Source organism: Sphingomicrobium sediminis (genome assembly GCF_023805295.1).
GTDB classification, from domain to species: domain Bacteria; phylum Pseudomonadota; class Alphaproteobacteria; order Sphingomonadales; family Sphingomonadaceae; genus Sphingomicrobium; species Sphingomicrobium sediminis.
Map to the genome: position 1 here is coordinate 2,104,627 of NZ_JAMSHT010000001.1, position 25,457 is coordinate 2,130,083.

Consider the following 25,457-nt stretch of genomic DNA (forward strand, 5'->3'; position numbering starts at 1 on the left):
AGGATGACCGCACGCGTCGGCGTGATCATGGGGAGCCAGTCCGACTGGGAGACGATGGGGCATGCCGCCGCCATTCTCGACGAATTGGGCATTTCGCACGAGGTGAAGATCGTCTCGGCGCATCGCACGCCCGACCGCCTTTACGACTATGCCAAATCGGCTCGCTCGCGCGGGCTCCAAGCGATCATTGCGGGTGCCGGTGGCGCTGCGCACCTGCCAGGCATGGTCGCCGCGCTGACCCCCGTTCCCGTTCTCGGCGTTCCGGTCCAGAGCCGCGCATTGTCAGGACAGGACAGCCTGCTCTCGATCGTCCAGATGCCCGCGGGCGTCCCCGTTGCCACCTTCGCCATCGGCAAGGCCGGCGCCAGCAACGCTGCGCTGTTCGCTGCCGCACAGCTTGCGGTGAATGACGAGGGGCTTGCCAAGAAACTCGACGACTGGCGCGCGGCGCAGACCGCCAAGGTTGCGGAGAGCCCCGAATGAGCCTCGAACCCGGTTCGACCATCGGCATCGTCGGTGCCGGCCAGCTCGGGCGCATGCTGGCGCAGGCCGCCGCGCAGCTCGGCTATCGCACCCATGTCTACGCTCCCGATCCCGCTCCGCCTGCGAGCGGACCGGCGTCGCTCTATGTCTGCGCCGACTATTTGAACGCCGATGCGATGGCGGCCTTCGCCGCCGAGTGCGACGTCGTCACCTACGAATTCGAAAATCTTCCGGTGGAGGCGCTGGAAGCGATGGGCGACAAATTGCGCCCCTCCACCCGCAGTCTCGCCATCGCGCAAGACCGCGCCCACGAAAAACGCTTCATCGAGGAGCATGGCGGCAAGGTCGCCAATTGGCACGAGGTCAGCGAAGCCGCCGACCTTGAAGCGGCAGGCGAAAAGATCGGCTACCCCCTCGTCCTCAAGTCACGCCGCCTCGGCTATGACGGCAAGGGTCAGGCCTGGGTGCGCGAGGCCGACCAGTTGATGGATGCGTGGGACGCGATCGGGCGCGAGCCTGCCGTGGCCGAAGCTGCGGTCGACTATATCGCCGAATTCTCCGTCCTTGTCGCGCGCCGCGCCGATGACGAGCTCGCCGTCTGGAACGCGCCGCGCAACATTCATGACGGTGGCATCCTGCGCCGCAGCGAGGTGCCGGCAGGCGAAGGCGTCGACGAACAGGTGCCGCAGGCCGTCGAGGTCGCCTGCGAGCTCGCCATGAAGCTTGGCCATGTCGGGGTCATGGCGGTCGAATTCTTCGCCACCGCAGATGGCCCGCTGGTCAACGAGATCGCGCCGCGTGTCCACAATAGCGGCCACTGGACCATCGAAGGCTCGCAGACGAGCCAGTTCGAACAGCATATTCGCTGCATTGCCGATCTGCCGCTGGGCGACCCGGCGCTGGTCAGCCCGCGCGTCACCATGGACAATCTTATCGGCCATGATGTCGACCGCTGGGAGCAGATCCTCGCAGAACCCGGCGCGCACCTGCATCTTTACGGCAAGCGCGAAGCCCGCGCCGGACGCAAAATGGGGCACGTTACCCGGCTTGGATAACGCGCCCCATTTCGGCGTATCTTACTAGAACTTACTCGCCGGTTTCGAGCGAACGAAGCTCATATTCGATGCCCGCCGCGTCGAGCTGCGGCCCGACGACATCGGCGTCACCGACGATCACCCAGATGAAATCTTCCGGATCGAGGATCGAACGGATGGCATTGTCGAGGCTTGCCTGCGTCTGGCTGCGATAGCGCTCCGACAGGGTCTCGTAATAATCCATCGGACGACCCAGTTCGACATTGTTGCGAATGCCGCCCAGGACCGAGTTCGATGTTTCGAAATTGCCCGGCAGCGAGGCGATGTTGCTGGCAACGATGCGCTTCAGTTCGTCTTCGCGGACACCATCGTTCGACAGGAACGCAACCGTCTGCTCCTGCAGCGCGAGGATGCTGTCTGCAGTGCGGTCGGCCTGGACCGGCGCCGTGAAGATGTAGCCAACATCCTGGTCATTACGATTGACCGAGCCGCGGACACCGTAGGACCAACCCTTGGTTTCGCGCAGGTCCATGTTGATGCGGCTGAGGAAGTTGCCACCCAGCGCCTCGTTGGCCGCGTTGATGTCGACCAGGTCGGCCGTCGGATCCACCGGGAGGATCTGCGCACCAGCGATGATCGACTGCGGCGAATCCGGGCGATCCACCAAGATATAGGTCGGCTCTTCAGGGCGGACCGGACGGTCCGGAAATGCCTTGCTGCCCAGTGCGACCGAAGGGGCTTCCCAAGTGCCGAGCTCGGCGTCGACCGCAGCCTTCACCTCGTCGAGCGACAGGCTGGAAATCACGTAGATCTCCATATTGTCGGGACGCAGGTAGCGCTGGTGAAAGCGCGTCAGGTCCTCGCGGCCGATCGTCTGGATCGCTGCGGGGTCACCGAACGGGCTGCCACCATAGGGGTCGTTCTCGCCATAGATGATGCGCGGCAGCGTATCGGCGATCAGGCCGTTGGGGCTCGACATCGACCGCGCATAGCTGGCGAGCGACTGGTTACGGACACGCTCGACGGCGCCAGCCTCGAAATCGGGCGACTTGAGCATGGTGCCGAGCAGGTCGAGCGATTCCTCGAGATTGACCGAGAGGGCCGACATGCTGGCAATGCTCTCGTCGAGCGAGTTGCCAAAGCCGATCGAGACACCGAGCGATTCCTGTGCTTCGGCAAGCGCCTGCGCATCCATGCCACCGGCGCCTTCTTCGAGAAGGTTCGTGACCATGCTCGACAGGCCGCGCTGGTTGACCGGCTCGGCCGCACGCCCGGCGTCGAACTCGATGACCATGTTGGTCACCGGAACGGTGTCGCGGAAGGCGTAGTAGAGCTTGGCACCGTTGGAGAGCTCGGTTTCCACCACATCGGGAAAGTCGAGCGCCGCGGTCTCGCCGACCGCGGGAATGTCGCGTTCGGTGATCTCGTAGTCACGCGCTTCGAGCCCGCCGCTTTCGGCAGGTGCTTCGGCTTCTTCGTAGGGAGGGCGTTCGCCCGGCTCCAGCGTGATGGTGACCGACGGACGGGTAAGCCATTTCGCAGCGGCCGCCTGAACGGCCTCAGGCGTTAGCGCGGCATAGTTGCGCAGCGCGACGGCATATTCGTCGCTATCCTCATTGTAGAGGAGCCCTTCGGCGAGCGCGTTGGCTTTGCCGCCGAAGCCGCCAACCGATTCGAGGCCTTTGACTTGACCTGCCAGCAGGTTGGTCACGGCCCGATCGACTTCTTCCTGCGTCGGCCCATTGGCGATGAAATCATCCATCAGCGTTCGCATGCGGGTTTCGAGGTCGCCGATGGCGACGCCTTCCTTGGCTTCGGCCGAATAGGTGAACCAGCCAACGCGATGGAAAGGCGAGTAACTGGCAAAGGCGTAGTTGGCGATTTCCTCGCCGCGGACGATCTCGGCATCGACGCGGCTGGAGTTCAGGCCGCCCAGGATCGAGGCCGCGATGGACAGCGCTTCGCGGTCATCGTCGGCGATGCCGGGCATTGGCCAGTACATGTTGACGCGCGGCTGCGGGACGCGGTCCTGCATGACGATCCGCTTGTCGGCTTCGAGCGTCGGCACGTCGGCCTCGGCGGGGTTGTTGGCCGGACCCGAGGGGATCGCGCCGAAATATTTCTCGACCAGCGGCTGGGCGGTCGCGGCATCGATGTCGCCGGCGAGCACAAGCACTGCATTGTTGGGGCCATATTTGTCGATGAACCACTGCTGGACATCGCCCATCGTGGCCGACGAAAGGTCGCTCATCGAACCGATGATCGAGTGACCATAAGGATGGCCCTCGCCGAACATGGCATCGAGGAGTTCGTAGAAGATGAGGCCGCCGGGCTGGTTGTCGCCCTGGCGCTTTTCATTCTGCACGACGCCGATCTGGTTGGTCAGCTTTTCCTGCGTCACCGCACCGAGCAGGTAGCCCATGCGGTCGCTTTCCATGAACAAAGCGCGTTCGAGGGCGCCGGTCGGCACGTTCTGGAAGTAGTTAGTGCGGTCGAACGAGGTCGTGCCGTTCAACGAGGTCGCACCGATTTCCTCGGTGTAGAGGAAGTAGTCGCCGGGGAGGTTTTCCGACCCGTTGAACATCAGATGCTCGAACAGGTGCGCAAAGCCGGTCTTGCCTTCCGGTTCGTCCTTCGACCCGACATTGTACCAGACGCTGACCGCGACGATCGGCGCCTTGCGGTCTTCGTGGACCAGCACGGTGAGGCCGTTATCGAGGGTGAAGCTTTCGTGCGGGATCGAGACTTCCTCGACGAGGGCGGTGAGGCCGTCCTCGGCGGGCGCTTCGACCATCGTGTCGCTGGAAGTGGCAGGCGCGTCATAGGCGGCGGGCGAGCAGGCGGCCATCATGGCCGTGCCGGCAAGCAGCAACGCGGTGCGGGTCGTCAATTTCATGGGTCTCTCCAAATACTAGGAATTCCGTCGCGCGAGACGGTGGCCGCTATGTCGCGCGAGGGCAAGCCGGACTTGGGGCGGGGGGCCTACCTCCCCGACGAACGCGCATCGCGCGTCGACCAACGGCGGTCAGTGGTCGGGGCGAAGGTCCTGGTTGGGAATGATGCGATACTTGGCTTCGACCAGGCTGAACAAACCGAAGAGAATCAAGCCGATGCACAGAGCAGTGAACAAGGTGCCGTTGCCCTGCAGGCTTTGCAGCGCGCCCGCCAAGCCCTTGGCCTGCTCGCTCGATCCAGTGCCGGCCTGATAGACGAACCAACCCGAGACGATGAAAACGATGCCGCGGGCGATATGCCCGAGCAGGCCGAACCATTCGACGAAGGGCGGCGTGCCGGCGCCAAGACCGCGCAAAAAGTCGCGCGCGACGCCTTTCTTGATCTGGTAGATGCCGGCGATGAGGATGCCGATGCCAGTCGCGATGACGATCCAGTCGCCCGCCGTTTCGCTCGCTTGCTCGGCTGCACCCGAGGCACCCATGCCGCCACCGCCGCCGCCCGAACTCAGCAGGCTCTTGGCCGCGAGATAGGCGAGAACGAAATAGCCGAAGCCGCCGACGATGTAGAAGAAGCGCTTCACCTTGCCTTTGGCGTCGTCGTCGAAGCCCTCAAGGTTCTTCACGGCGTCCATGATCTTCCAGATGCCATATCCGATCGCGCCCAGCGCGATGATGCCGAGCAATACGCTACCGGCGGGCAGGTCTTTCACGGCCGAGAAGAGTTCGCTGGTGCTGTCGGGCGCCGCTGCCGAGAGGGCGACATAGCCCAGCAAGATGTAGATGAGGCCGCGCGCGACATAACCTGCGCGGGTCCAGTTTTCGAGGCTGCTGGCGGTGGATTCCAATTCCGAAGTGCTGACCATGTGAACGCGGCTCCATCCCTGTTGTTTGGGATCAGACGGTCAAAGGGATGGGTTCGTTCCGAAATTGCTGACAAGCGCGGATTTCGCTGCTAGCTGCCGCGTTGAAATGACTGACCTTTCTCGAATCCGCAACTTCAGCATTATTGCTCATATCGATCACGGCAAGTCGACCCTGGCTGACCGGCTTATCCAACAGACTGGGGGGCTGACGCAGCGGGAGATGCGTGAGCAAGTGCTTGATAATATGGAGATCGAGCAGGAGCGGGGCATCACGATCAAGTCGCAGACGGTGCGGCTCAATTATCAGGCGGCGGATGGCGAAGTTTACGAACTGAACCTGATGGACACGCCGGGTCACGTCGACTTTGCGTATGAAGTCTCGCGCAGCCTCGCGGCCTGCGAGGGCGCGCTGCTGGTCGTCGATGCGGCGCAGGGGGTCGAGGCGCAGACGCTCGCAAACGTCTACCAGTCGATCGAGCATGACCATGAGATCGTGCCGGTGATCAACAAGATCGACCTGCCCGCCGCGGACCCCGAGCGGGTCAAGCTGGAGATCGAGGACGTGATCGGGCTCGACACCGAACATGCCGTCGAGGCGAGCGCGAAGACGGGGCAGGGCATCGAGGACATATTGCAGGCGATCGTCGACACGATCCCGCCGCCCAAGGGCGACCGCGACGCGCCTTTGAAGGCCATGCTGGTCGACAGCTGGTACGACCCCTATCTGGGCGTCGTCATCCTGGTTCGCGTCGTCGAAGGCGCGATGAAGAAGGGCGACAAGATCAAGTTCATGAATGCAGGGACCGAGCATCTGGTCGACCGCGTCGGCTGCTTCACGCCCAAGCGGGTCGAACTGGACAAATTGGAAGCGGGCGAAATTGGATTCATCACCGCGCAGATCAAGGAAGTCGCGCAGACCGCGGTCGGCGACACGATCACGACGGTGAAGAACCCGACCGCTGCCGCGCTGCCGGGCTTCAAGGAAGTGCAGCCGGTGGTCTTCTGCGGCCTGTTCCCGGTCGATGCGGCGGACTTCGAAAAGCTGCGCGACAGCCTCTACAAGCTGCGCCTCAACGATGCCTCGTTCAGCTTCGAGATGGAGACATCGGCGGCGCTGGGCTTCGGCTTCCGCTGCGGCTTCTTGGGCCTGCTCCACCTCGAGATCATCCAGGAGCGGCTGACCCGCGAATATGACCTCGACCTCATCACGACCGCGCCGAGCGTCGTCTATACGATGCACCTGTCGCATTCGAAGAATGAGGACGCCAAGACGATCGAGCTGCACAATCCGGCCGACTATCCCGACGTCAACCGGATCGAGAGCATCGAGGAGCCGTGGATCCTCGCGACCATCTATACCCCCGACGAATATCTGGGCGGGATATTGAAGCTGTGCCAGGACCGGCGCGGGATCCAGAAGGACCTCACCTATGTCGGCGGGCGCGCGCAGGTGAAATACGAACTGCCCCTCAATGAAGTGGTGTTCGATTTTTACGACCGGCTGAAGTCGATCAGCCAGGGCTATGCCAGCTTCGACTATGAACAGATCGGCAATCGCGAGGGCGATCTCGTGAAGATGAGCATCCTGGTCAATGAAGAGGCCGTCGATGCGCTATCGATGATCGTCCACCGCTCAACCGCCGAAGCGCGCGGCCGCGGCATGTGCGAGCGGCTCAAAGATCTCATCCCCCGCCACCTGTTCAAAATCCCCGTCCAGGCCGCCATCGGCGGCAAGATCATCGCGCGCGAAACGATCAGCGCGATGCGCAAGGACGTGACCGCGAAATGCTATGGCGGCGACGCGACGCGCAAACGCAAGCTGCTGGAAAAGCAGAAGAAGGGGAAGGCAAAGATGCGCGAGTACGGGAACGTGTCGATCCCGCAGGAAGCGTTCATCGCCGCCCTGAAGATGGGTGATGAGAATTAGGATCGCCGAGCAAAACGAAGCGGTTGGCACAGCCAACCGTTAGTTCTGTCGAGAGACGATCCTAATCGGACGGCGGGTCGCGAAGACGAACCCGACCGACGAGGTCAGGCCGCCCTGACCCCTTCCCTTGTCGCCGACCTCGACTTCTTCGCGCGCGTTCTCGATGATGGGGCGCTCGACGGCCTTTTTGGCTTCCTCGAGCAATTCGGGGGTAAGTTCGGCCGAGCGGGCGGGGAGCGGGGTGCCGTCGCCCATTTCGCCATTGGCCTCGATGTCTTCGAGCAGCAGCTCCATCTCGGCGATTTCCTTGACCTGTGCCTCGATGATGGCGTCGGCAAGCTCGCGCACGCGCGGGTCGCTGATCTCGGCGCGGCTGGAGGTGAGGACGGCGATGGAGTGATGCGGGATCATCGCTTTCATCCATGCCTCGTCCTCGACCGTGGCCTGGCTGCGGGCGAGCCAGAGGAAGAGGAAGAAGCCGAGGATGGCGCCGGCCATGACCAGGACTTTGGTCGCCAGCGTCCTGTACATGCCCCACATGAAGCCGAGCATGATGACGATCATCGCCATGCCCATCATAAGCGCCATCCACATGCGCGTCTGCGAGAAGAAGACGTGGCTGGGCTCCCAGACGTTGGAATATTTGAGGACGAACATCGTGACGATCGAGGTGGCGATCATCGCGAAGAAGGTCGTCCATTTGCCCTGGTGCGACTGGTGGCTTTGGTCGGTCATGCTGTTACTCCCTCTGTTAGGGATGCAACACCCCTAGGGGGTATGTGTTCCGACGGGCTAGAACCAGAAGCGCAGCCCGGCGACGAAGCGGGTGGCGCTGGCATCTTCGCCGGCGGCGCGGGCGAAATCGCGGCTGTCGCCGACGCGCCATTCTTGCGCGATGCCGATATAGGGAGCGAATTCGCGGGCGAATTCATAGCGCAGGCGCAGGCCCAGTTCGGCCTTGGCGAGCCCGCTACCCAAGGCGAGATCGGGAATGTCCTGCGCGCTGAACACCAGTTCGCCGCGCGGCTGGAGAATGAGGCGCTGGGTGATGCGCTGGTCGAGTTCGGCCTCGATTTCGGCGGTCATTTCGCCCTCGGTGGAGAGATAGGCGGCAGCGTCGACTTCGAAGAGGTAGGGCGCGAGACCCTGCACGCCGACGGTCGCATAGGTGCGCGAGGAGCCGGCAAGGTCCTGTCGGGCGCCGATTTGTAGGTCCCAGAAGGGCGCGATGGCGCGGCTCCACGTGGCCTCGATGTCAGCGCTCTCGATGCCTTCGTCGAGATCGCCTTCGCCTTCGCTCTCGATCCAGAGTTCGTCGAGGTCGGGTCCGTAGCTGGCCTGCGCGTCCCAGAGAAAGCCGACGCTGTCGCCGCCGAAACGGGCTTCGGCGCGGTCAGCCTGGACCCAGAGGAAGCTTTGCTGGCCGGTTTCATGGATGAGTGCGGCGCGGGCCTCACGCATGGCATCGGCGCCGAAGATGCGCTCGGCTTCGCGGGCAGGGCCGCTGCCGGCAGCGCGGGGCGGCGGACCGATGGGAATTCCTTCGAGCTTGTCGCCCGCCGCAGCGCCGTGCCCCATGGCACCATGATCCATGACGGGCTGATCGGCCGCGCCATGGCCCATCATGTCGTGATCCATCTTCTCATGGTCGGCGGCGTCTTCATCTTTCTTCGCCTCGGCGGGCGGCGTGGGCTGGTGTCCCGCATGAACGGGCTGCAGCGCCATGGCGCTCAGGATGAGGGCCGCGTTCATGCCTCGCTCCCGTCCGGATTGGCGACCGTGACGATCTGAAACATCCCGGCATGCATGTGGTAGAGAAGGTGGCAGTGGAAGGCCCAGTCGCCGGGCTCATCGGCGGTAAGGTCGAAGACTGCGCTCCCGCCAGGCTGGACGATCATGGTGTGCTTCAAGGGCTGCTCGCCATGGCCCGCGCCATTGACCAATTCGAAGAAATGGCCGTGCAGATGGATGGGATGCGCCATCATCGTGTCGTTGACCAGCTTGATGCGGACGCGTTCGTTATAGGCAAAGCGGATCGGCTCGTCGGCGACGGCAGCAAACCTCTTGCCGTCGAAGGACCACATATAGCGTTCCATATTGCCGGTGAGGTGGATCTCCATCGCGCGAGTGGGGGCGCGGACGCTGTGATCGGCCTTGAGGGCGCGCAGGTCCGTGTAGCGCAAGACGCGGTGGTCGACATCGTCGAGGCCGACGCCCGGATCGCCCATGCGGTCGACGGGGTTCATCGCCACCATGTCGACCCCGGGGCCAGCTCTGACCGTCGGGGGCAATAGGGATGTGTCACGCATGTCCATGCCACCCATCTCCATGCCGCCGTCGCCATGGCCCATCGCGCCATGGTCCATGCCGCCATGCCCCATATCCTTCATGGTCAGCAGCGGCGGCTTGCGCAGCGGCGGGATGGGCGTGCGGGCACCCGGGCGGCTGGCCAGGTGCGCCAGCGCCATGCCCGACCGGTCCATGCTTTCGGCGACCAATGTGTGCGCTTCGCCCGTCGGTTCGACGATCACGTCATAGGTTTCGGCCGGGGCAATCTGGAATTCGTCCACTTCGACCGGCTTCACATTCTTGCCGTCAGCCTGGACCACCGACATGGGCAGGCCGGGGATGCGGACGTTGAAAAAGGTCATCGCGCCGGCATTGATGAAGCGCAGTCGCACCCGCTCGCCCGGACGGAAGGCATATTCAAGCGCGTCCATCGGGCCATGACCGTTGATCATGTAAGTGTAGGTCGCCGCCGTCACGTCGAGAATGTCGGTCGGCATCATGCGCATCTGCGCCCACATGCGACGATCTTCCGCGCTCAGCGGATAGTCGTCGGTCCAGCTGCGCTGCTGGTAATTGAAATAGCCTTCACCCTGCTTCAGTTTCTTGAAGATGGTGTGGGGGTGGAGCGGGGTGAATTCGGACAATAGCACGACATAGTCGCGATCCGCCTCGATCGGGTCGGGTCCTGCCGGATCGACGATGATCGGACCGTAATGGCCGGCCTGTTCCTGAAGGCCCGAATGGCTGTGCCACCAATAGGTGCCCGACTGGCGAACGGGAAATTCGGCGACGAACGTCTCACCGGGCTTGATGCCGGGAAAGCTGACGCCCGGCACGCCATCGAGATGGAAGGGGACGAGCAGGCCGTGCCAGTGGATCGACGTATCCTCGTCGACATGATTGTGCACCGCCAGCGCAATGTCGGTACCCTCCTTGAGACGCAGCAGCGGTCCCGGAACGCTGCCATTCACCGTGACTGCATGCCCGGTCTTGCCGCCGGTGCCGAACATCGAGCGGGCGACCGTCAGGTCGACGCGCGGCCCGGCTGCCTCGTCGAATCCTCGCCGCGCCATCGCTCCATGCGACACGTCGCCGCCACGCGCCCAAGCGGGAATCGCAGTGGCGAGAGCGCCGCCGGCAAGTCCGGCGCCGAGGAGGCTGCGTCTGGTAATCTGGGGCATCTGCACTTCCGGTACCTTGAACTCGAGGTGGGTTCCTACTATACCCCCTGAGGGTATAGCAAGCTGGACCTTCTGACCATGTCGACCGACCGCAAGACCGCCAAAACCAACCGTTTCAAACGCATCGCCGGACAGGTGAACGGTATTGCCAAGATGGTCGAGGATGACCGCTATTGCATCGACATCCTGACCCAGATCCAGGCGGTGCGCGCAGCGCTGTCGCGGGCCGAGAGCGAAGTGCTTCGCGATCATGCCGCGTGCTGCGTTTCCGAGGCGATCGCATCGGGCGACGAGGCCGAGCAGAAGCAAAAGTTCGACGAATTGATTACGCTGTTCGAAAAGGCGAAAAGGTAGGCTCGTCCAGCGGGCTCAGGGCGGCCTGAGCCCGTCGATCAGGATCGCTTTGCGACCTGTCGGCCGACAGGTGACGCGTTTCTCGTGCAAGGACGCTCGCTGCGCTTCGCTTTCCTTGCACTCGGCGCTTTTCACTGTTCAGCTTGCGTTTTGGTGCAATGCGTCATAGAGGGCGCACACACATTCGGTGCAGCGTGAGGCCCTCATTCGGGACCCGCACCGCTCAGAAAATCTGACAGCTTCCTTTTTCACGCAGGGTCGCATTTGACGAAACCCTGCCGCGTGGGCGCCTTATCGGCCTGCCCGCGCCGCTTCATATTGAAAGAATATCTATGTCCTTTTTCCGTAAGCTTGGGCTTTCCAAGCCGATCCTCAATGCCCTCGATACGCAGGGTTACACCGAGCCGACGCCGATCCAGCGCGAGGCGATCCCGGCGCTCATGGAAGGGCGCGACCTGATGGGGATTGCGCAGACCGGTACCGGCAAGACGGCGGCGTTTGCGCTGCCGAGCATCCACAACCTCACCAAGGACGGCTTCACGCCGCGCCAGCCGGCTTCGTGCCGCATGCTGGTCCTGTCGCCGACGCGCGAGCTGGCGGCGCAGATCGCGACCTCGTTCAAGGGCTATTCGAAGGGCACGGGCCTGCGCGTCAATGTCGTGTTCGGCGGCAAGCCGATCCATGCGCAGGCGCGCGGGCTGGTCGGCGGCACCGACGTGCTGGTGGCGACGCCGGGGCGTTTGCTCGACCTGATCGACCGCCGGGCGCTGACGCTTAAGGGCGTCGAGATTTTCGTGCTCGACGAGGCCGACCAGATGATGGATCTGGGCTTCATCAAGCCGCTCCAGCAGATTGCCCGCATGCTGCCCGAAGAGCGCCAGTCGCTCTTCTTCTCGGCGACCATGCCCAAGGCGATTGCCGACCTTGGCAAGCAGTTCATCAAGAATCCCGTGAAGGTCGAAGTGACGCCGCAGTCGACGACCGCCGAGCGGATCGACCAGGGCGTGACGTTTTTGAACCAGCGCGAAAAGCAGGCGCTTCTGACGATGCGGATCAACGAGGGCCTGCGCGACGGGTCGATCGACCGTGCGCTTGTCTTCACGCGGACCAAGCATGGCGCCGACCGGGTCGTGCGCTTCCTCTTGGGCGCAGGCATCGAGGCGGCGGCGATCCATGGCAATAAGAGCCAGGGTCAGCGCACCGCGGCGCTCAACGCGTTCCGTTCGGGTGACTGCCCGATCCTGGTTGCGACCGATATTGCCGCGCGCGGCATCGACGTGCCGGGCGTGAGCCATGTGTTCAACTTCGAACTGCCCAACGTGCCCGAGCAATATGTCCACCGTATCGGTCGCACCGCGCGTGCCGGTGCCGAGGGCGCGGCCATCAGCTTCTGCGCGCCGGACGAAAAGTCCTACCTGCGCCAGATCGAAAAGCTGACCGGCGTGAAGATCACGCCGATGCCGCTGCCGGCAAACTTCATCGAGCGTGCCGATGCGCTGCCCAAGGCGGCGCCCAAGTCGGCGGGCAAGGGTCGCTGGACCCCGATGGACGAAGAGCATGGTGACGGCGTGAATTCGCGTCCGCCGCAGCAGCGTCGCCCCAAGAAATCGGCGCATCGCATCAAGCCGCGCTTCGAGCGCCGCGACCGCGACGAACAGCCGAGCGAAGGCCAGGCCGAGCGCAAGCCTTTCCGCAAGAAGCATGGCGGCGGCGGGAAGCCGTTCCGCGCGGCTGGCGAAGGTCGTCCGCAGCGCCAGGAGCGCGGCGAAGGTCGTCCCCAGCGTTTCGACCGTGAGGGTGGCGAACGCCGCCAGGGTGGCAAGCCGTTCCGCAATGGTGGCGAAGGTCGCCCGCAGCGCGGCGAACAGCAGCGCGCTGAAGGCGAACGCCAGGAAGGCCGTCGCCACGATGGTGGCAAGCCGTTCCATGGCAAGCGTCATGGCGGGCCCAAGGGCGGCAAGCCGCATCGCGGCCAAGGTGGCGGCCAGCGTCATGGTGGCCAGCACCAGGGCGGCCAGCGTCAGGGCGGTGCGCCGCGCGGGAAGGGTGGGAACCGTCCCGCCCAGCGCCGCGACGCGCGCTAGAACCTAGCGATCATCATCGTCGGCCGCGCGCTCCATCTGGGGCGCTGGCCGCGCGGTGACGACAGCCGTGCTGCGCTGCGACTCGGCGGCTTCCTGTTCGTCCTGATTTGCCGGGCGGGCGATGACACGGGTCGTCGCGCGCTGCGGCTGCGCTGCTTCCTGCATGTCATCGTCGCTGGCCCGGTCGGGCTGGGTTGCGGCGCGTTCCGGCTGGGTCGAGGCGCGCGGCGGATTGGCGCGTGCCGGGACCGTGGTCGTGCCGACCGTCGGACGGGCACCGGGACGCGTCGTGGTCGAGCCCGGCGGGCGCGGCTGCGGGCTCCAGTGCGCGGCGCGGATGTCGTGGCTGTTCGAGCAGACGGTCTGCGCGTGGCAGGCGAAATTCACTCCGCCCGGCGGAAGCTGGACCGCAAGCTGCGGGAACCAGACCGGCCATTTCCAGGTGCGCGACCAGACCGCGACATCGACATAGACGCGGCCTTCGATGCCTGGCGTCATGAGGAAGGCGAGGTTGTAGACCGGATCGCTGATCGAAAAGCGGCTGCGATGCGCATCGTTGAGGGCAAGCTCGTAAGGGTCGCCGCTCTGGGTCATCCACTGGTCGCTGCCGGCGACATGATCGCGCAGCTTGAAGGCGATGCCGTTGGAGGTGAGTTCGAACTTTACCGCCGGATGGATCTTGGCGCCGACCACGTAGAAATTGGCGCGATTGCCGATGAGGTCGACCTGCGTGATCGTGCGCGTGACCGGATCGGTGACCTGGCCCGGCCCCGGCGGCGTGAACTGGCCGTTGCGGAACGGATCGGGCAGGCGGTCGGTCAGATCGACGCCGACATTGAAGCCGACATCGCCGCTGATCCCGGCGGGCAGCTTGTAGAGCAGGCCGGCATAGGCCTGCGCCTCGGCGACAAGCTCCTGGCCGTTGAAGCGCTTGGATTGGGGCAGGCCGGTCTCGCCATATTGGGTGGCATTCCCATTGAAGGGCGTGAATTCCGGCACGAGGAAGGCGCGTTCCTGCCCGTTCTGGTGGCGGTAAACATAGGTGCCTTCGACCCGCAGCGGGAAGCGCAGGCCGAAGCCGTAGCCGAAGCCCGCATAGGGCTCGAGATAATAGGTGCGCTTGCAGCCGATCAGGCACCATTTGACGGTGATCGAGACGCGGCGGCTCCATTCATGCTGGCGGCCCAGGGTGAAGCCGGTCAGGTACGACTTGGTCTCGATCGGAATGTCTTCGGCGATGTCCAGCATCGGGGCGGCGGCAAAATCGTCGACCGGATTGATCGGGCGCGGCGCCGCCTTGATGTCGGTCGGGCGCGTGTCGGGAGGCACCGGCGAGGTGCGGACCGCAGGCTGCGTGTCGGCAAGGCGCGTGACGGCCTGGGCCCGGGCGCGCGTGTCGACTTGGCCAAAATCCTGTCGCGCCTGGAAGCGAACCTGCGTGGGCTCGACATTGGGCACGAACATCACTTCCTCGACCTCGACTTCGGCATTGTTGACCAGTTCGGCCTGCAAGGCTTCGTCGTCGAGGCTGGCGAGACGGCGGGTTTCCGCCGCGCCGATTTCGGCTTCGATCTGGGCGCGTTGAGCCGGATCGGCGAGCATCTGGCGCAGCTGCGCGATGTCGCCGTCAATCTCGGCCTGCTGACGCGAAATCGCGCGTTCGGCCTGGCGTGCGGCGCGGCGGCGCTCGCGCGGATTTTCGATATAGCGTGCGCTTTCAGGATCGGCGAAAGCCGCTTCCCGGGTCTGCGGCGTGGCGCGGTCGAAACATTCGACTCCCTGTTCCTCGACCGCGCGGCGGCTGGCCGCATTGGTGCAGGTGCCAAGGTCAATCTGGTAGGCGATGAACTGGCGCACGACGATGCCTTGCGGGATCTCGGCCAGTTCGATCGTGTCGGCACGCACCGTGGCAAGCTGCGGACGGGCGCGCAGGCGGTCGGCCAGGTTGATCGGCGATGCCGGGTTTTCGAGCACCGGGCGCAGGTTGGCCTCGCCCTGCTCGAGCTGGATCACCGGCTGGGCGCGCAGTTGCTGCTGGTTGAGGCGGCGCTGGACGGGCAGCGTCTGCAGGTTGCGGGCCTGGTTGTCGGCGCGCAGGATGACGGCGCGCTGCGGGATGGACGCGCGGCTGATCTGTGGTGCGGTCAGTTCGGTCGGCTGGGCCCGGATGGTCCCGTCGAGCCGCTTGAGCTCATTGTCCTGTACCTGCTGCGCGGCGCTGGTCCCCGCCATGCACAATAGGATGAGCCCCCCAGTGGCTCCGATACGCTTCCTCATCACCCGTCTCCTTACCATTTCACATGTCTTGGCGATCTGGTGGGACGCAATACTGGCCGTCTGTGCGGATATTATCACGTTTCGGGCACGAATTGTTTCGATTGTTTCAGTTTCACCACGCCATTCACTTTTTGCGCTGTGGGCAATCTGGGTTAAGCTCAGGCCATGGAGCGCATGGGGGAAGGCGAGTCGCTTGAGAGCGACGAGGGGGATGTGGCTGTGCCGCAGGATACCGAGAACGCCGTTTCGCCCGTCGGCAAGGGGTTGGGAGACCTTCTTGCCGCCATGCCTGGGGGATTCGATTTTTCCGCACTGGTGGCGATTGCCGACGCGCTGCCGGTGATGATCGCCTATTGCGATACCGACCAGCGCTATCTCTTCGTCAACAAGCCGCTCGCCGAGTGGATGGAAATGCCGCGCGAGGAGGTTATCGGCAAGCGTATCCGCGATGTCATGGGCGAGGAGAGCTATGCGGCGCGCGCGCCGCTGCTCGACAAGGCCCTGGCCGGGGAAACCCAATGGTACGCCGCTGCCTACGAGCATCCGACGCGCGGCCTGCTGACCACGCAGGCCGAATATGTCCCGCATGTTGGAAAGAATGGCGGGGTAAAGGGCCTGATCCTGGTCATCCAGGATGTGACCGAGCAACGATTGGCGGGGCAGGCCCTCAAGGAGAGTGAGGCTCGATTCCGGCGCATCGCGGACAGCGCGCCGGTTCCCATCTGGGTGACCCGCGCCGATGGCAGCCGCGATTTCGTCAACCAGGCCTGCCGGGAGATTTTCGGGGACGGGGCGGAAAGCTGGATCGAGCTGATCCACGCCGATGACCGGGACGCGATTGTCGAAGCGCTGGACGAGGCTCGCATCGACGGCAAACCGTTCGATCTCACCGCGAGGGTGAAGCGCAGGGATGGCGAGTGGCGCTGGCTCAACGCAATCGGCCAGGCGCGTGTCAACGAGCATGGCGTGCCGGTCGGGCATCTCAATGTGGCGTATGACGTGACCCTGGCGAAAGAAGCCGAGCGCGCGCTGCGCCGCGAAGTGGCGGACAAAAGCGGGGAGCTGGCTTCCAGCGAAGCGCGCTTCCGTGCCGTCTTCGACAGTCTCGACATGGTGGGGCTCGTCGCGCTCGACGGGACGATCATCGAGATCAACCGCAACGCGCTCGACAAAATGGGTGCGACGCAGGCCGATGTGGCGGGCCGCGATGTTTGCGACGTTCCCTTCGTGCGCGACATTCCGGAAAGTCGCGAGACCTTGTCGCGATTGATTCAGGAGGCTGCTGGCGGGCGCGAGGTGATGGACGAGGTCGAAGTCGACCGGCCCGGCGTTGGACGCGGCTATCACCAGCTCCAGCTCAAGCCGGTCCGTTCGGACGATGGGGAGATATCTCACCTCATCATCGAAGCCAGCGACATTTCCGAATTGAAGCAGGCGCAGGACCAGTTGCGCCAGGCCCAGAAGATGGAAGCGCTGGGTCAGCTGACAGGCGGTATCGCGCATGACTTCAACAACTTGCTGACGGTCGTCGTCGGCGGGCTCGACATGATCGCCAAGCGGGTCGAGGATGATCGCCTGAAGCGCTACGCCGACAATGCGTTGGCGGCGGCACAGCGCGGGGCAAGGCTGACTGGGCAGCTGCTGACTTTCAGCCGCGTCCAGAAGCTGGAAGTCCGCCGGGTCGAGGTCGACAACCTGATCGAGGAAATCCGGCCGTTGCTCGGCAATGCGCTGGGTCCGGCGATCGAGCTCAAGATGGAGATCGCACAGGACGGGCTCGCAATCCTCGCCGATCCGACGCAGCTCGAAGTGGCACTGCTCAACCTTGCGATCAACGCGCGAGACGCGATGGGAAGCGAGGGCAGCGTGACGCTGAGCGCGCGGGTCCAGCAAATCACGGACGATCCTGCGATCGAGGCGGGCGACTATCTCGAGCTGGCGCTCACCGATACTGGGTCGGGGATGGACGAACAGACGCTGGAACGCGCCTTCGACCCCTTCTTCACGACCAAGGAAGTGGGCAAGGGGACGGGCCTTGGCCTTTCGATGGTTTATGGCATGGCGCGCCAGTCCGGCGGGACCGCGCGCATTGCCAGCCAGCCGGGCGAGGGCACGCGGGTCGCGCTCTATTTCCGGCTGGCCGACAGCGATGCGGGCCAGCAGTCGAAGGACGAACGTGTGGCCGGTTGCGGAACGCCGGTGGCAGGGCGCTCGATCCTGGTGATCGACGATGACGAGGATGTGCGCGGGTTCGTCACGACGACGCTGGAAGATGCCGGCGCAAAGCTGGCCGAGGCGGCGGACGGGGAGAGCGGGCTACGCCGGTTCAGGAGCTTCCGGCCCGACCTGGTCGTGCTCGACTATGCCATGCCGGGCATGAACGGGGCGGAGGTCGCGCAGGCGATCCGCAATGAGGTGCCCGACCAGCCCATCCTCTTCATCTCGGGCTATAGCGAAACCGATGCGATCCGCGCCGCAGCGCCCGGCGCGCCGATGCTCGCCAAACCGTTTACGCCGGACCAGCTTGAAGATGCGGTGTGCGAGATGGACCTGCCGGTTCGGGACTGACGCCTAGTTGGTCGCGCTGCCGCGAAGCTTGCTGGCGAGCGCGGTGACGAGGACCGACAAGAGGAAGACGGCGTGAATGCCTATCAGCCATGGCAGCGAGGGCAAGACTTCGCCGGTTGCGCGCGCGGCCATGAACGCTTTCAACAGCTCGATTCCGCTGATGGCGACGAGCGACGCGAAAAGTTTGAGCTTGAGGCCCGAGAAGCCGACCTGGCTGATCCAGTCGGGGCGGTCGGGATGATCTTTGACGTCGAACTTGGAGACGAAGCTTTCGTAACCCGAAAAGATGACGATCAGCAGCAAGTTGGCGATCAGCGCCAGGTCGATGAAGGTGAGGACGTGGAGGATCGCCGCATCGGGCTTCAAGGTCAGCAATTCGGGTATAACTGCCGCAAGTTTGTTGAAGAATGCGACCAGTAACAGGATCAGCCCGAAGACAAGGCCGAGATATATAGGTGCAGCCAGCCAACGCGACTGGAACAGCAAGGTCTCGGTGGTTTGTTCGACTTTTGTGAGATCGGTCATTCGTGCCCCCGCAACGCATTGCGGCAGGTTAAGCGGCCAAGCCGTGCTGCGGTCAAGAACTTAGTGCCGGAATCCTGTCGAATTACGCGCTCTTGCGGCTCATCCCCATGACCATTTGGTTGGCGCGCTCGTAGGAGAGCGGGCGGCCGAAGAGGTAGCCCTGGATGGTGTCGACGCCGAGGTCGCGCATGCGCTCGAAATCCTCGGCCGTCTCGACGCCTTCGGCGGTGACCGACATGCGGAACGACTTGGCGAGCTGCACGATCGACTTGATGATCGCGACATTTTCCTCGCGGGTACCGGCTTCGCGGACAAAGCTGCCGTCGATCTTCAGCTTGTGAAAAACGGCCTTGTTCAGATAGCCGATCGAGGAATAGCCGGTGCCGAAATCGTCAAGCGCGATGCCGACACCAAGCTGGCGCAGGCGCTGCATGATGTCGAGCGTGGCCGAATTGTTGCCGAGGAAGATCCCCTCGGTGACTTCGAGCTCGAGACGGTTGCCCGGCACCTTGTGACGCGCCAGCGCCTGGCTGACGAGCTGCGGCAGCGAGGGCATCTGGATTTGCTTGGGCGAGACGTTGACCGCGACCGTGATCGGCTCGGGCCAGTTGGCGACGGTGCGGCAGGCCTCTTCGATGACCCACTGGCCGATCTCCATCATCAGGCCGCATTCCTCGGCGATCGGGATGAAGACGGGCGGGGGCACGAGGCCGCGGGTCGGGTGGTTCCAGCGAATGAGCGCCTCGAAGCCAATGAGCTTCTGATCCTTGGCCGAGACGAGCGGCTGGTAGAGCAGGTGGAACTGCTTGGAGGCGATCGCCGCGCGCAGGTCGCTTTCGAGACGGACGCGGTCTTCCTGCTCGCTCTGTAGCTCGCTCGAGAAGTATTTGGCGACGCCGCGGCCGGCATTCTTGGCCTCGTAGAGCGCCAAGTCGGCCTTGAGGATGAGATCGTCGACGGTGGCGCCGTCGATGGGGCCGAAGGCGCAGCCGATCGAGACGCCGATGCGGATCTCGATCTGATCGATCATATAGGGTTCGCCGACCGAATTGATGATGCGGGTGGCGAGCGCTTCGACGCCTTTGCGGCTCTGCGCATCCTTGATGATGATGGCGAATTCGTCGCCGCCCATGCGGCCGACATGGCCCATGTCGCCAACCTCGTCGACGAGGCGCTTGGCCACGGCCTGGAGGACGGCATCCCCCTTGGGGTGGCCGAACGTGTCGTTGACCGGTTTGAAGCCGTCCAAATCGAGGAACATGATCGCGCAGGGCACGTTCGATGCGGTTGCCTGGCGCAACACTTCGCCCGCCAGCTGGCGCACGCGGCCGCGGTTGGGCAGGCCCGACAGGACGTCGACATTGGCGAGGTGGGTGAGGCGTTCCTGCTGCTGGCGCACTTCGGTAATGTCGCTGCCGACGCCGCGATAGCCGGCGAAACGGCCGGCATGATCGATGATCGGGTCACCCGCGAGGCTGATCCAGCGGCCACCGCGGGCGGTGTCGAGCTGCATTTCGAGATTCTGGAACGGCTTCTTCTCGAGCAGGACGTCGCCGAATTCCTTCTGGCCGCCGAGCAGGGCGGGCAGGGCATGGCCGATAATGGCGCTCGAGGGCTTGCCGATAAGCGCGACCATACGGCTGGAGAGGTAGGTGACGCGATTGTCGTCATCGACCTGCCAGAGCCAGCCGACCCCGCGCTTTTCATATTCCTGGAGGAGGAGCGAGGCGCTTTCCGACTGCGAGCCGACATCGGCGTTGGTCTTGAGCTGATGGAAGGCCCAGCGCGCGACGGTCATGACGCCGCCCATGGCGACGCCGATGATGAAGACGATCGAGACCATATGCTCGAACGGGACCTGGTTGCGCGCAACGATGAGGTTCACGCAAAGCGCAGTCACGAAGACGGTGATCCAGGTCATGGCGGCGGCGGGCACGACCACGAGGCCGAGCGCGGCAACGCCAAGGCCGGAAATGATCGAGGCGGCGATGATCTGGTCGGAGGCGCCAAGCGAGCCGAAGGTCATCATCGGCAGGCTGAGCCAGATGGCGGCGCGCAAGGCGACGTCGGACAGCAGCAGCCAATGCGGCACGCGCTTGCCCGAGCGGCCGATATGCGTGATCGCCTGGCGGCGCGCCAGCATCATGAAAGCGGCATTGACGCCGATGATCGTCAGGATCCAGCCGCCCATCATGGCGAGGCTGACCGAGGAGTGCATCGAGGTCGCAAAGAGGAGGGCAGCGAGGATGTTGGCGCCGGCGAAGAAAGGCGCCAGCTGGGCACGGCTGATCAGCTGCACATCGCGCAGCGGAGTCGACGCCTGGTCGTCGCGCACGCCGGAGGCCGCGCCAACCGACGCGCCGTCCGGCAATTTGGCGGAAACCATGCGTTTATAACGGTCCGGGGCCTGATACATGCCTTGCAACGCTCCTATTCAAGAGCGTGAGACATAGCCGAAAGAGCGTTATCAGCCGGTTAAGATTGATCCGATCAGTCCGTTTCGGCGACTTTCGGGATTAAACCCAGCAAATCCAAATCCTTGGTCGTGATCGGATGATAAAGCGGCCGTGCACGGGGGTAAATTTCCTCCGCAATGGGGCGGCCCCATTCCTCATCTTCGGCCAAGGCGACCACGAGCGGACGCACGAATTTACGGCGTCCCTGGCTGGTCAGGAAGCTTTCGAGCCGGTCGACCGCGGGGTCGTAGCGATTCTCCACCGCCAGCATCAGCCAGAGAAACAGGATCTCGTTATTGCCGGTGCGGTTGAGCCCGAAGGCGCCATCGAGTGCGGCCATGCGCTCGTCGTCGAGATCGCGGTCGATGCGGCCGAGGAAGCGCAGGCGCTCGGCGGTATTCCACTCGCCCCAGCCGAGACTTGCAGGATCGGCGCCGCCATCGAAGGCGACGACGTCGGCATCGACCTCGGCAAAGGCATTGGCATTGCCCGCGGCATTGTTTTCGGGAAGCCCCGGCTGGTTGATCCAGGCATCGATCAGCGCGCTGGTGGCGCGTTCCTCGTCGCTTTCATAGAGGTCGTTGACGACCGCCTCCATGAACATCGAGCTGGTGATCGGCGAGAAGGCGTTGGCGTCGAACCAGCCGCGCAGGAAGGCATCGAAGCGTTCGCGCCCGACATCGGCTTCCAAGGTGCGCAGGAAGGCCGCGCCCTTGTCGTAGGGAATGTCGGTGAAGCCGTCATCTGGATGGCGGCCGGTGAGGTCGACGGCGAGGATCTGGTCGGCTTCCGGCAGTTCGCCAAGCGCGCTGTTGAGCGCGTCGAGGCTGAGGTTGACCTGCTGGTCATAGGCTTCCTTGCCATAGACGGCTTCGACGATGCGCTGCTCGGCATAGACGGTCATGCCCTCGTTGAGCCAGAAATCGGCCCAAGTCGCGTTGGTGGCTAGGTTGCCCGACCAGCTATGGGCGAGCTCGTGCGCGATCAGCGAAGTAAGCGACTTGTCGCCGGCGATGAAGGTCGGCGTGAGGAACGTAAGTTCAGGATTCTCCATGCCGCCGAAGGGGAAGCTGGGCGGCAGGACGAGCAGGTCGTAGCGGGCCCAGGGATAAGGGCCGAACAGGTTTTCCGCGGCAGTGATCATGCGGCCCGTATCAGCGAGCTCTGCGGCAGCGCGGTCGAGCATTGCGGGCTCGGTCCAGACGCCGGTGCGCAGGCCGAGCGGGCGAAATTCGAGATCGCCCACCGCAATGGCGATGAGATAGGGCGGGACGCTCTTGGTCATCTCGTAATGGAAGATGCGGTGGTCGGCGCCGTCGGGCACGGGGTCTCGTGCGCGCTGGCCGCTCATGACCACTTCGAGCGGATTGGGGACACGGATTTCGGCTTCCCAGGTCTGGCGGATGCCGGGGCTGTCCTGCGTCGGAATCCACGAGCGGTTGAGGATCGATTGGCCCTGGCTGAAGAGATAGGGATGTTCCTTGCCGACCGTCTGTTCGGGGCTGAGGAATTGGAGGGCGTCGCTGGTCGGCGAAGAGACATAGTGGATGACGAGCTGGCGCGCTCCATTCAACTGGATGATGATCGGCTGGCCGAGTTCTTCGGTGCCCTCGCCAATGACATAGTCGAGATTGCTGCCGTCGGCGGCGGTGATGGAATTGATGGTGAGGTCGCGGCTGTCGAGGATGATTTCGGTGGCATCGTCGGCGGCCTCGATGTCCAGCGTCGCCGTGCCCGAGACGTTTTTGGCATCGAAATCTACATTCAGGTCGAGCGCGACATGGGTGACCCGCGCTTCCAGAGGCTTGGCGAAGCTGTGAATGTCGACGGCGTCTTCGCGGTCGAGGATCGGCGCGACATTGCGCGTCGGGACCGGGTCTTCGGCAGGGGTGGTGCCGCGGCAGGCGGCGAGGGACATCAGACAGGCGACAACGAGCAAGCGAACCATATTACCTCCGGTGGGCCGGTGACATTGCCGCAAATACGCGCCGGACTGGCGCATCTAGGAAGCGACGGCAATGCAGCCTATGTTACGTCTATTGCATGCAGGAGCAGCTTTTGGCGAGTGGATCTGTATCGTCGATGAAGGACCGTTTGGGCGGCCAGGTCTCGGGAGCCGGCCGGCGTAGCCGCGAGTCCGTCGAAAAGATTGCCCGCGACGTCGGCGAGATCGCTGCGACGGGCGAGGGACAGGCGCGTCCGATCATTGAGGGCGTGGGCCTCGACCGCCCCTTCTTTGCCGACAAGAATCGCGCTTTCTGGATGCTCCAGTCGCTGGGCTGGTCGGGCTATCTCCTTTTGCGCTTCCTCACCGGCGTGGTGAACGGGGTGGATCCGCCTGTCTTCCTGTTCCATGTCGTGATCCTGACGGCGACTGGCTATTCGCTGACCCTGCTGATGGCCGCGCTCTACAAGCGACTGATCGCGATGCAGGCCGGGATCACCGCGATCGTCAGCCTGATCACCGTGTCGGTCTCCTCGGCCCTGTTGAGCTTCGTCGAGACATGGAGCTTCTCGACCTTCGTCAATCCGGAATTCGCGCCGGTGGGCCTGCAATATTTCGGGGCGCTTATCCTCGACTTCGCGCTGCTCGCGGCGTGGACGGCGCTCTACTACGGCATCAACTATTACCTGCTGCTGGAAGACCAGATCGACCAGCGCCGCGCGCTGGAAGGCCAAGCTAGCGCGGCGCAACTGGCGATGCTGCGCTACCAGCTCAACCCGCATTTCCTGTTCAATACGTTGAATTCGATTTCGACACTGGTGCTGCTGCAGGACCGGACACGCGCCAATGCGATGCTGTCGCGCCTGTCCAGCTTCCTTCGCTACACGCTCGCCAACGAGGCGACAGCCAAGGTGCCGCTGGTCAAGGAAATCGAGACACTCAAACTCTATCTCGAGATCGAGAAGATGCGGTTCGAGGAACGGCTGCGCCCGCATTTCCGGATCGAGGCGGATGCAGTGAATGCGCTGCTTCCCTCGCTATTGCTCCAGCCGCTGATCGAAAATGCGATCAAATATGCAGTGACGCCCGCCGAGGACGGCGCCGACATCTGGGTGACGGCGAAGCGGGATGGCAGCGGGGTGCGTCTCGAAGTGGCGGATTCGGGCGCTGGCGGCGGGATCGTCGAGAGCAATTCGACCGGCGTCGGGCTTGCAAATACGCGCGAACGGCTGGCCCAGGCTTATGGCGCGGCACATGGATTCGAGACCAAAACGAACGATCGTGGGGGTTTCAGCGTTGTCATCCAAATACCTTATGAAACGAAAGCGGAAGTGACATGACCATTCGAGCCCTGCTCGTCGATGACGAGAAACTGGCCATCCAAGGCCTCCAGCTCCGGCTCGAGGCGCATGACGACGTCGAAGTCGTCGGCACCGCGATGAACGGCCGCGAGGCGATCCGCCAGACCAAGACGCTGAAACCCGACCTCGTCTTCCTCGACATCCAAATGCCGGGGTTCGATGGCTTTTCGGTGATTTCGGGCCTGATGGAGGTCGAGCCGCCCTTGTTCGTCTTCGTGACGGCTTATTCGGAACATGCCGTGAAGGCTTTCGAAGCCAAGGCGGTCGACTATCTGGTGAAGCCGGTCGAGGAAGACCGGCTGGCGGAGACCCTCGAGCGCGTGCGCAACCGGCTCGCCGAGAAGGGCGCGGCGCGCAAGGCCGAGAAGCTTGAAGAGGCGCTGGCCGAACATGCGCCCGAAGCGGCGAGCGAACTCAGCAAGGCCGACGGGTCGAAACCGGCGGCCAGCCGCTACGAGACGGTCATCAACATTCGCGACCAGGGCCAGATCTTCCGCGTCGATGTCGACGATATCGAGCGGATCGATGCGGCGGGCGACTATATGTGCATCCAGACACCCGACAATACGCTGATCCTGCGCGAGACGATGAAGGACCTCGAAAAGCGGCTCGACCCGCGCAAGTTCCAGCGCGTCCACCGGTCGACCATCGTCAACCTGGACAAGGTCAAGCAGGTCAAGCCGCACACCAATGGCGAATGCTTCCTGGTGCTGGGCAGCGAGACCGAAGTGAAGGTGTCGCGCAGCTATCGCGACGTCGTCGCGCGCTTCGTGCACTAGGCTGGTCAGCGCATAGGGCATCTGCCCTATATGGCGGAAAAGCGGGATTTCCTAACGTGCCGTCCATCGAAACGAACGATGGAGGACATGATGAAACTCGCAATTTTCGCCAGCATCCTGATGGTCGGCGCGACGGCCGCGCCGGCGGCCGCACAGGAATATGAAGGCCCCGGTGCGACCGGCACGGTGGATGTCTGCAAGCTGTTTGCCGAAGAGGTCGGGCTGCTCAAGGTGCGCGGTCTGTGCAACGCCTTCTATCTCGCCGAAGACCCGGTCGGTCAGTGCATCGTGCTGCGCGACATGGGCGTGCTCGCCGATCTCGGCATCCGGACGCAGGGCGAATGCATCGACTGGCTGAAGGGCGATGAGGATTAGGC

General features: G+C 63.8%; 17 protein-coding genes and 1 pseudogene. 9 read left to right on the forward strand and 9 right to left on the reverse strand.

Translation table 11 applies throughout. The annotated features are described in order from the left end of the window. Nucleotides 1-3: 3 nt before the first annotated feature. Together purE and NDO55_RS10895 are read left to right on the forward strand one after the other, a co-directional pair. A complete protein-coding gene (gene purE / locus NDO55_RS10890; protein ID WP_252115130.1) occupies nucleotides 4-483 on the forward strand; it encodes a 5-(carboxyamino)imidazole ribonucleotide mutase in 480 nt (159 codons plus the stop codon). Further along, nucleotides 480-1,538, forward strand: coding sequence for a 5-(carboxyamino)imidazole ribonucleotide synthase (locus NDO55_RS10895; RefSeq protein WP_252115132.1), 1,059 nt, complete (start codon nucleotides 480-482; stop codon nucleotides 1,536-1,538). Before purE ends, NDO55_RS10895 begins: the two co-directional genes overlap by 4 nt. A gap of 31 nt (nucleotides 1,539-1,569) precedes the next feature. Here NDO55_RS10895 and NDO55_RS10900 read toward each other — a convergent pair whose 3' ends face one another. Together NDO55_RS10900 and NDO55_RS10905 are read right to left on the reverse strand one after the other, a co-directional pair. Beyond that, a complete protein-coding gene (locus NDO55_RS10900; RefSeq protein WP_252115133.1) occupies nucleotides 1,570-4,413 on the reverse strand; it encodes a M16 family metallopeptidase in 2,844 nt (947 codons plus the stop codon). Nucleotides 4,414-4,542: 129 nt separating this feature from the next. Next, a complete protein-coding gene (locus NDO55_RS10905) occupies nucleotides 4,543-5,334 on the reverse strand; it encodes a DUF1206 domain-containing protein (RefSeq protein ID WP_252115135.1) in 792 nt (263 codons plus the stop codon). A 106-nt stretch (nucleotides 5,335-5,440) separates the two neighbouring features. On the opposite strand from NDO55_RS10905, the gene lepA reads away from it, so the two are divergent. Continuing rightward, nucleotides 5,441-7,261 carry a translation elongation factor 4 gene (gene lepA / locus NDO55_RS10910; protein ID WP_252115137.1) on the forward strand — a complete coding sequence of 607 codons (1,821 nt, stop codon included), beginning with the start codon at nucleotides 5,441-5,443 and terminating at the stop codon, nucleotides 7,259-7,261. 39 nt (nucleotides 7,262-7,300) lie between these two features. Here lepA and NDO55_RS10915 read toward each other — a convergent pair whose 3' ends face one another. From NDO55_RS10915 to NDO55_RS10925, 3 genes are read right to left on the reverse strand one after another with little or no spacing between them, the layout of a single operon-like run. Continuing rightward, nucleotides 7,301-7,996 carry a DUF305 domain-containing protein gene (locus tag NDO55_RS10915; protein WP_252115138.1) on the reverse strand — a complete coding sequence of 232 codons (696 nt, stop codon included), beginning with the start codon at nucleotides 7,994-7,996 and terminating at the stop codon, nucleotides 7,301-7,303. Between the two features lie 57 nt (nucleotides 7,997-8,053). Continuing rightward, entirely contained in the window at nucleotides 8,054-9,013 is a 960-nt protein-coding gene (locus tag NDO55_RS10920; protein WP_252115140.1) for a copper resistance protein B, read from the reverse strand. After that, nucleotides 9,010-10,731, reverse strand: a complete 1,722-nt coding sequence (locus NDO55_RS10925; RefSeq protein ID WP_252115142.1) for a copper resistance system multicopper oxidase — start codon at nucleotides 10,729-10,731, stop codon at nucleotides 9,010-9,012. The genes NDO55_RS10920 and NDO55_RS10925 overlap by 4 nt, the downstream gene beginning before the upstream one ends. Before the next feature lie 78 nt (nucleotides 10,732-10,809). Here NDO55_RS10925 and NDO55_RS10930 point away from each other — a divergent pair, with 78 nt between their 5' ends. Continuing rightward, on the forward strand, nucleotides 10,810-11,085 hold the full coding sequence (locus NDO55_RS10930) for a metal-sensitive transcriptional regulator (protein WP_252115144.1): 276 nt from the start codon (nucleotides 10,810-10,812) through the stop codon (nucleotides 11,083-11,085). Nucleotides 11,086-11,417: 332 nt separating this feature from the next. After that, nucleotides 11,418-12,794: pseudogene (locus NDO55_RS10935) on the forward strand (DEAD/DEAH box helicase); the annotation flags it as partial. A 378-nt stretch (nucleotides 12,795-13,172) separates the two neighbouring features. Here the strand turns inward: NDO55_RS10935 and NDO55_RS10940 are convergent. Next, complete coding sequence (locus NDO55_RS10940) at nucleotides 13,173-15,446, reverse strand: hypothetical protein (RefSeq protein WP_252115148.1); 2,274 nt, start codon at nucleotides 15,444-15,446, stop codon at nucleotides 13,173-13,175. 174 nt (nucleotides 15,447-15,620) lie between these two features. On the opposite strand from NDO55_RS10940, the gene NDO55_RS10945 reads away from it, so the two are divergent. Next, entirely contained in the window at nucleotides 15,621-18,014 is a 2,394-nt protein-coding gene (locus NDO55_RS10945; RefSeq protein ID WP_252115150.1) for a hybrid sensor histidine kinase/response regulator, read from the forward strand. 3 nt (nucleotides 18,015-18,017) lie between these two features. On the opposite strand, the gene NDO55_RS10950 is transcribed toward NDO55_RS10945, so the two are convergent. From NDO55_RS10950 to NDO55_RS10960, 3 genes are all read right to left on the reverse strand, one after another. Beyond that, complete coding sequence (locus tag NDO55_RS10950) at nucleotides 18,018-18,539, reverse strand: TIGR00645 family protein (RefSeq protein ID WP_252115152.1); 522 nt, start codon at nucleotides 18,537-18,539, stop codon at nucleotides 18,018-18,020. A gap of 82 nt (nucleotides 18,540-18,621) precedes the next feature. Beyond that, nucleotides 18,622-20,925 (reverse strand): putative bifunctional diguanylate cyclase/phosphodiesterase, encoded by a 2,304-nt coding sequence (locus tag NDO55_RS10955; protein WP_252115154.1) that lies wholly within the window; start codon nucleotides 20,923-20,925, stop codon nucleotides 18,622-18,624. 104 nt (nucleotides 20,926-21,029) lie between these two features. Beyond that, on the reverse strand, nucleotides 21,030-22,913 hold the full coding sequence (locus tag NDO55_RS10960) for a M1 family metallopeptidase (protein ID WP_252115156.1): 1,884 nt from the start codon (nucleotides 22,911-22,913) through the stop codon (nucleotides 21,030-21,032). 344 nt (nucleotides 22,914-23,257) lie between these two features. Between NDO55_RS10960 and NDO55_RS10965 the strand changes: the two genes are divergently transcribed. From NDO55_RS10965 to NDO55_RS10975, 3 genes are all read left to right on the forward strand, one after another. Continuing rightward, on the forward strand, nucleotides 23,258-24,280 hold the full coding sequence (locus NDO55_RS10965) for a sensor histidine kinase (protein ID WP_252115601.1): 1,023 nt from the start codon (nucleotides 23,258-23,260) through the stop codon (nucleotides 24,278-24,280). After that, on the forward strand, nucleotides 24,277-25,080 hold the full coding sequence (locus tag NDO55_RS10970; RefSeq protein WP_252115158.1) for a LytR/AlgR family response regulator transcription factor: 804 nt from the start codon (nucleotides 24,277-24,279) through the stop codon (nucleotides 25,078-25,080). Before NDO55_RS10965 ends, NDO55_RS10970 begins: the two co-directional genes overlap by 4 nt. A gap of 87 nt (nucleotides 25,081-25,167) precedes the next feature. Beyond that, complete coding sequence (locus NDO55_RS10975; RefSeq protein WP_252115160.1) at nucleotides 25,168-25,455, forward strand: hypothetical protein; 288 nt, start codon at nucleotides 25,168-25,170, stop codon at nucleotides 25,453-25,455. Nucleotides 25,456-25,457 lie beyond the last annotated feature (2 nt).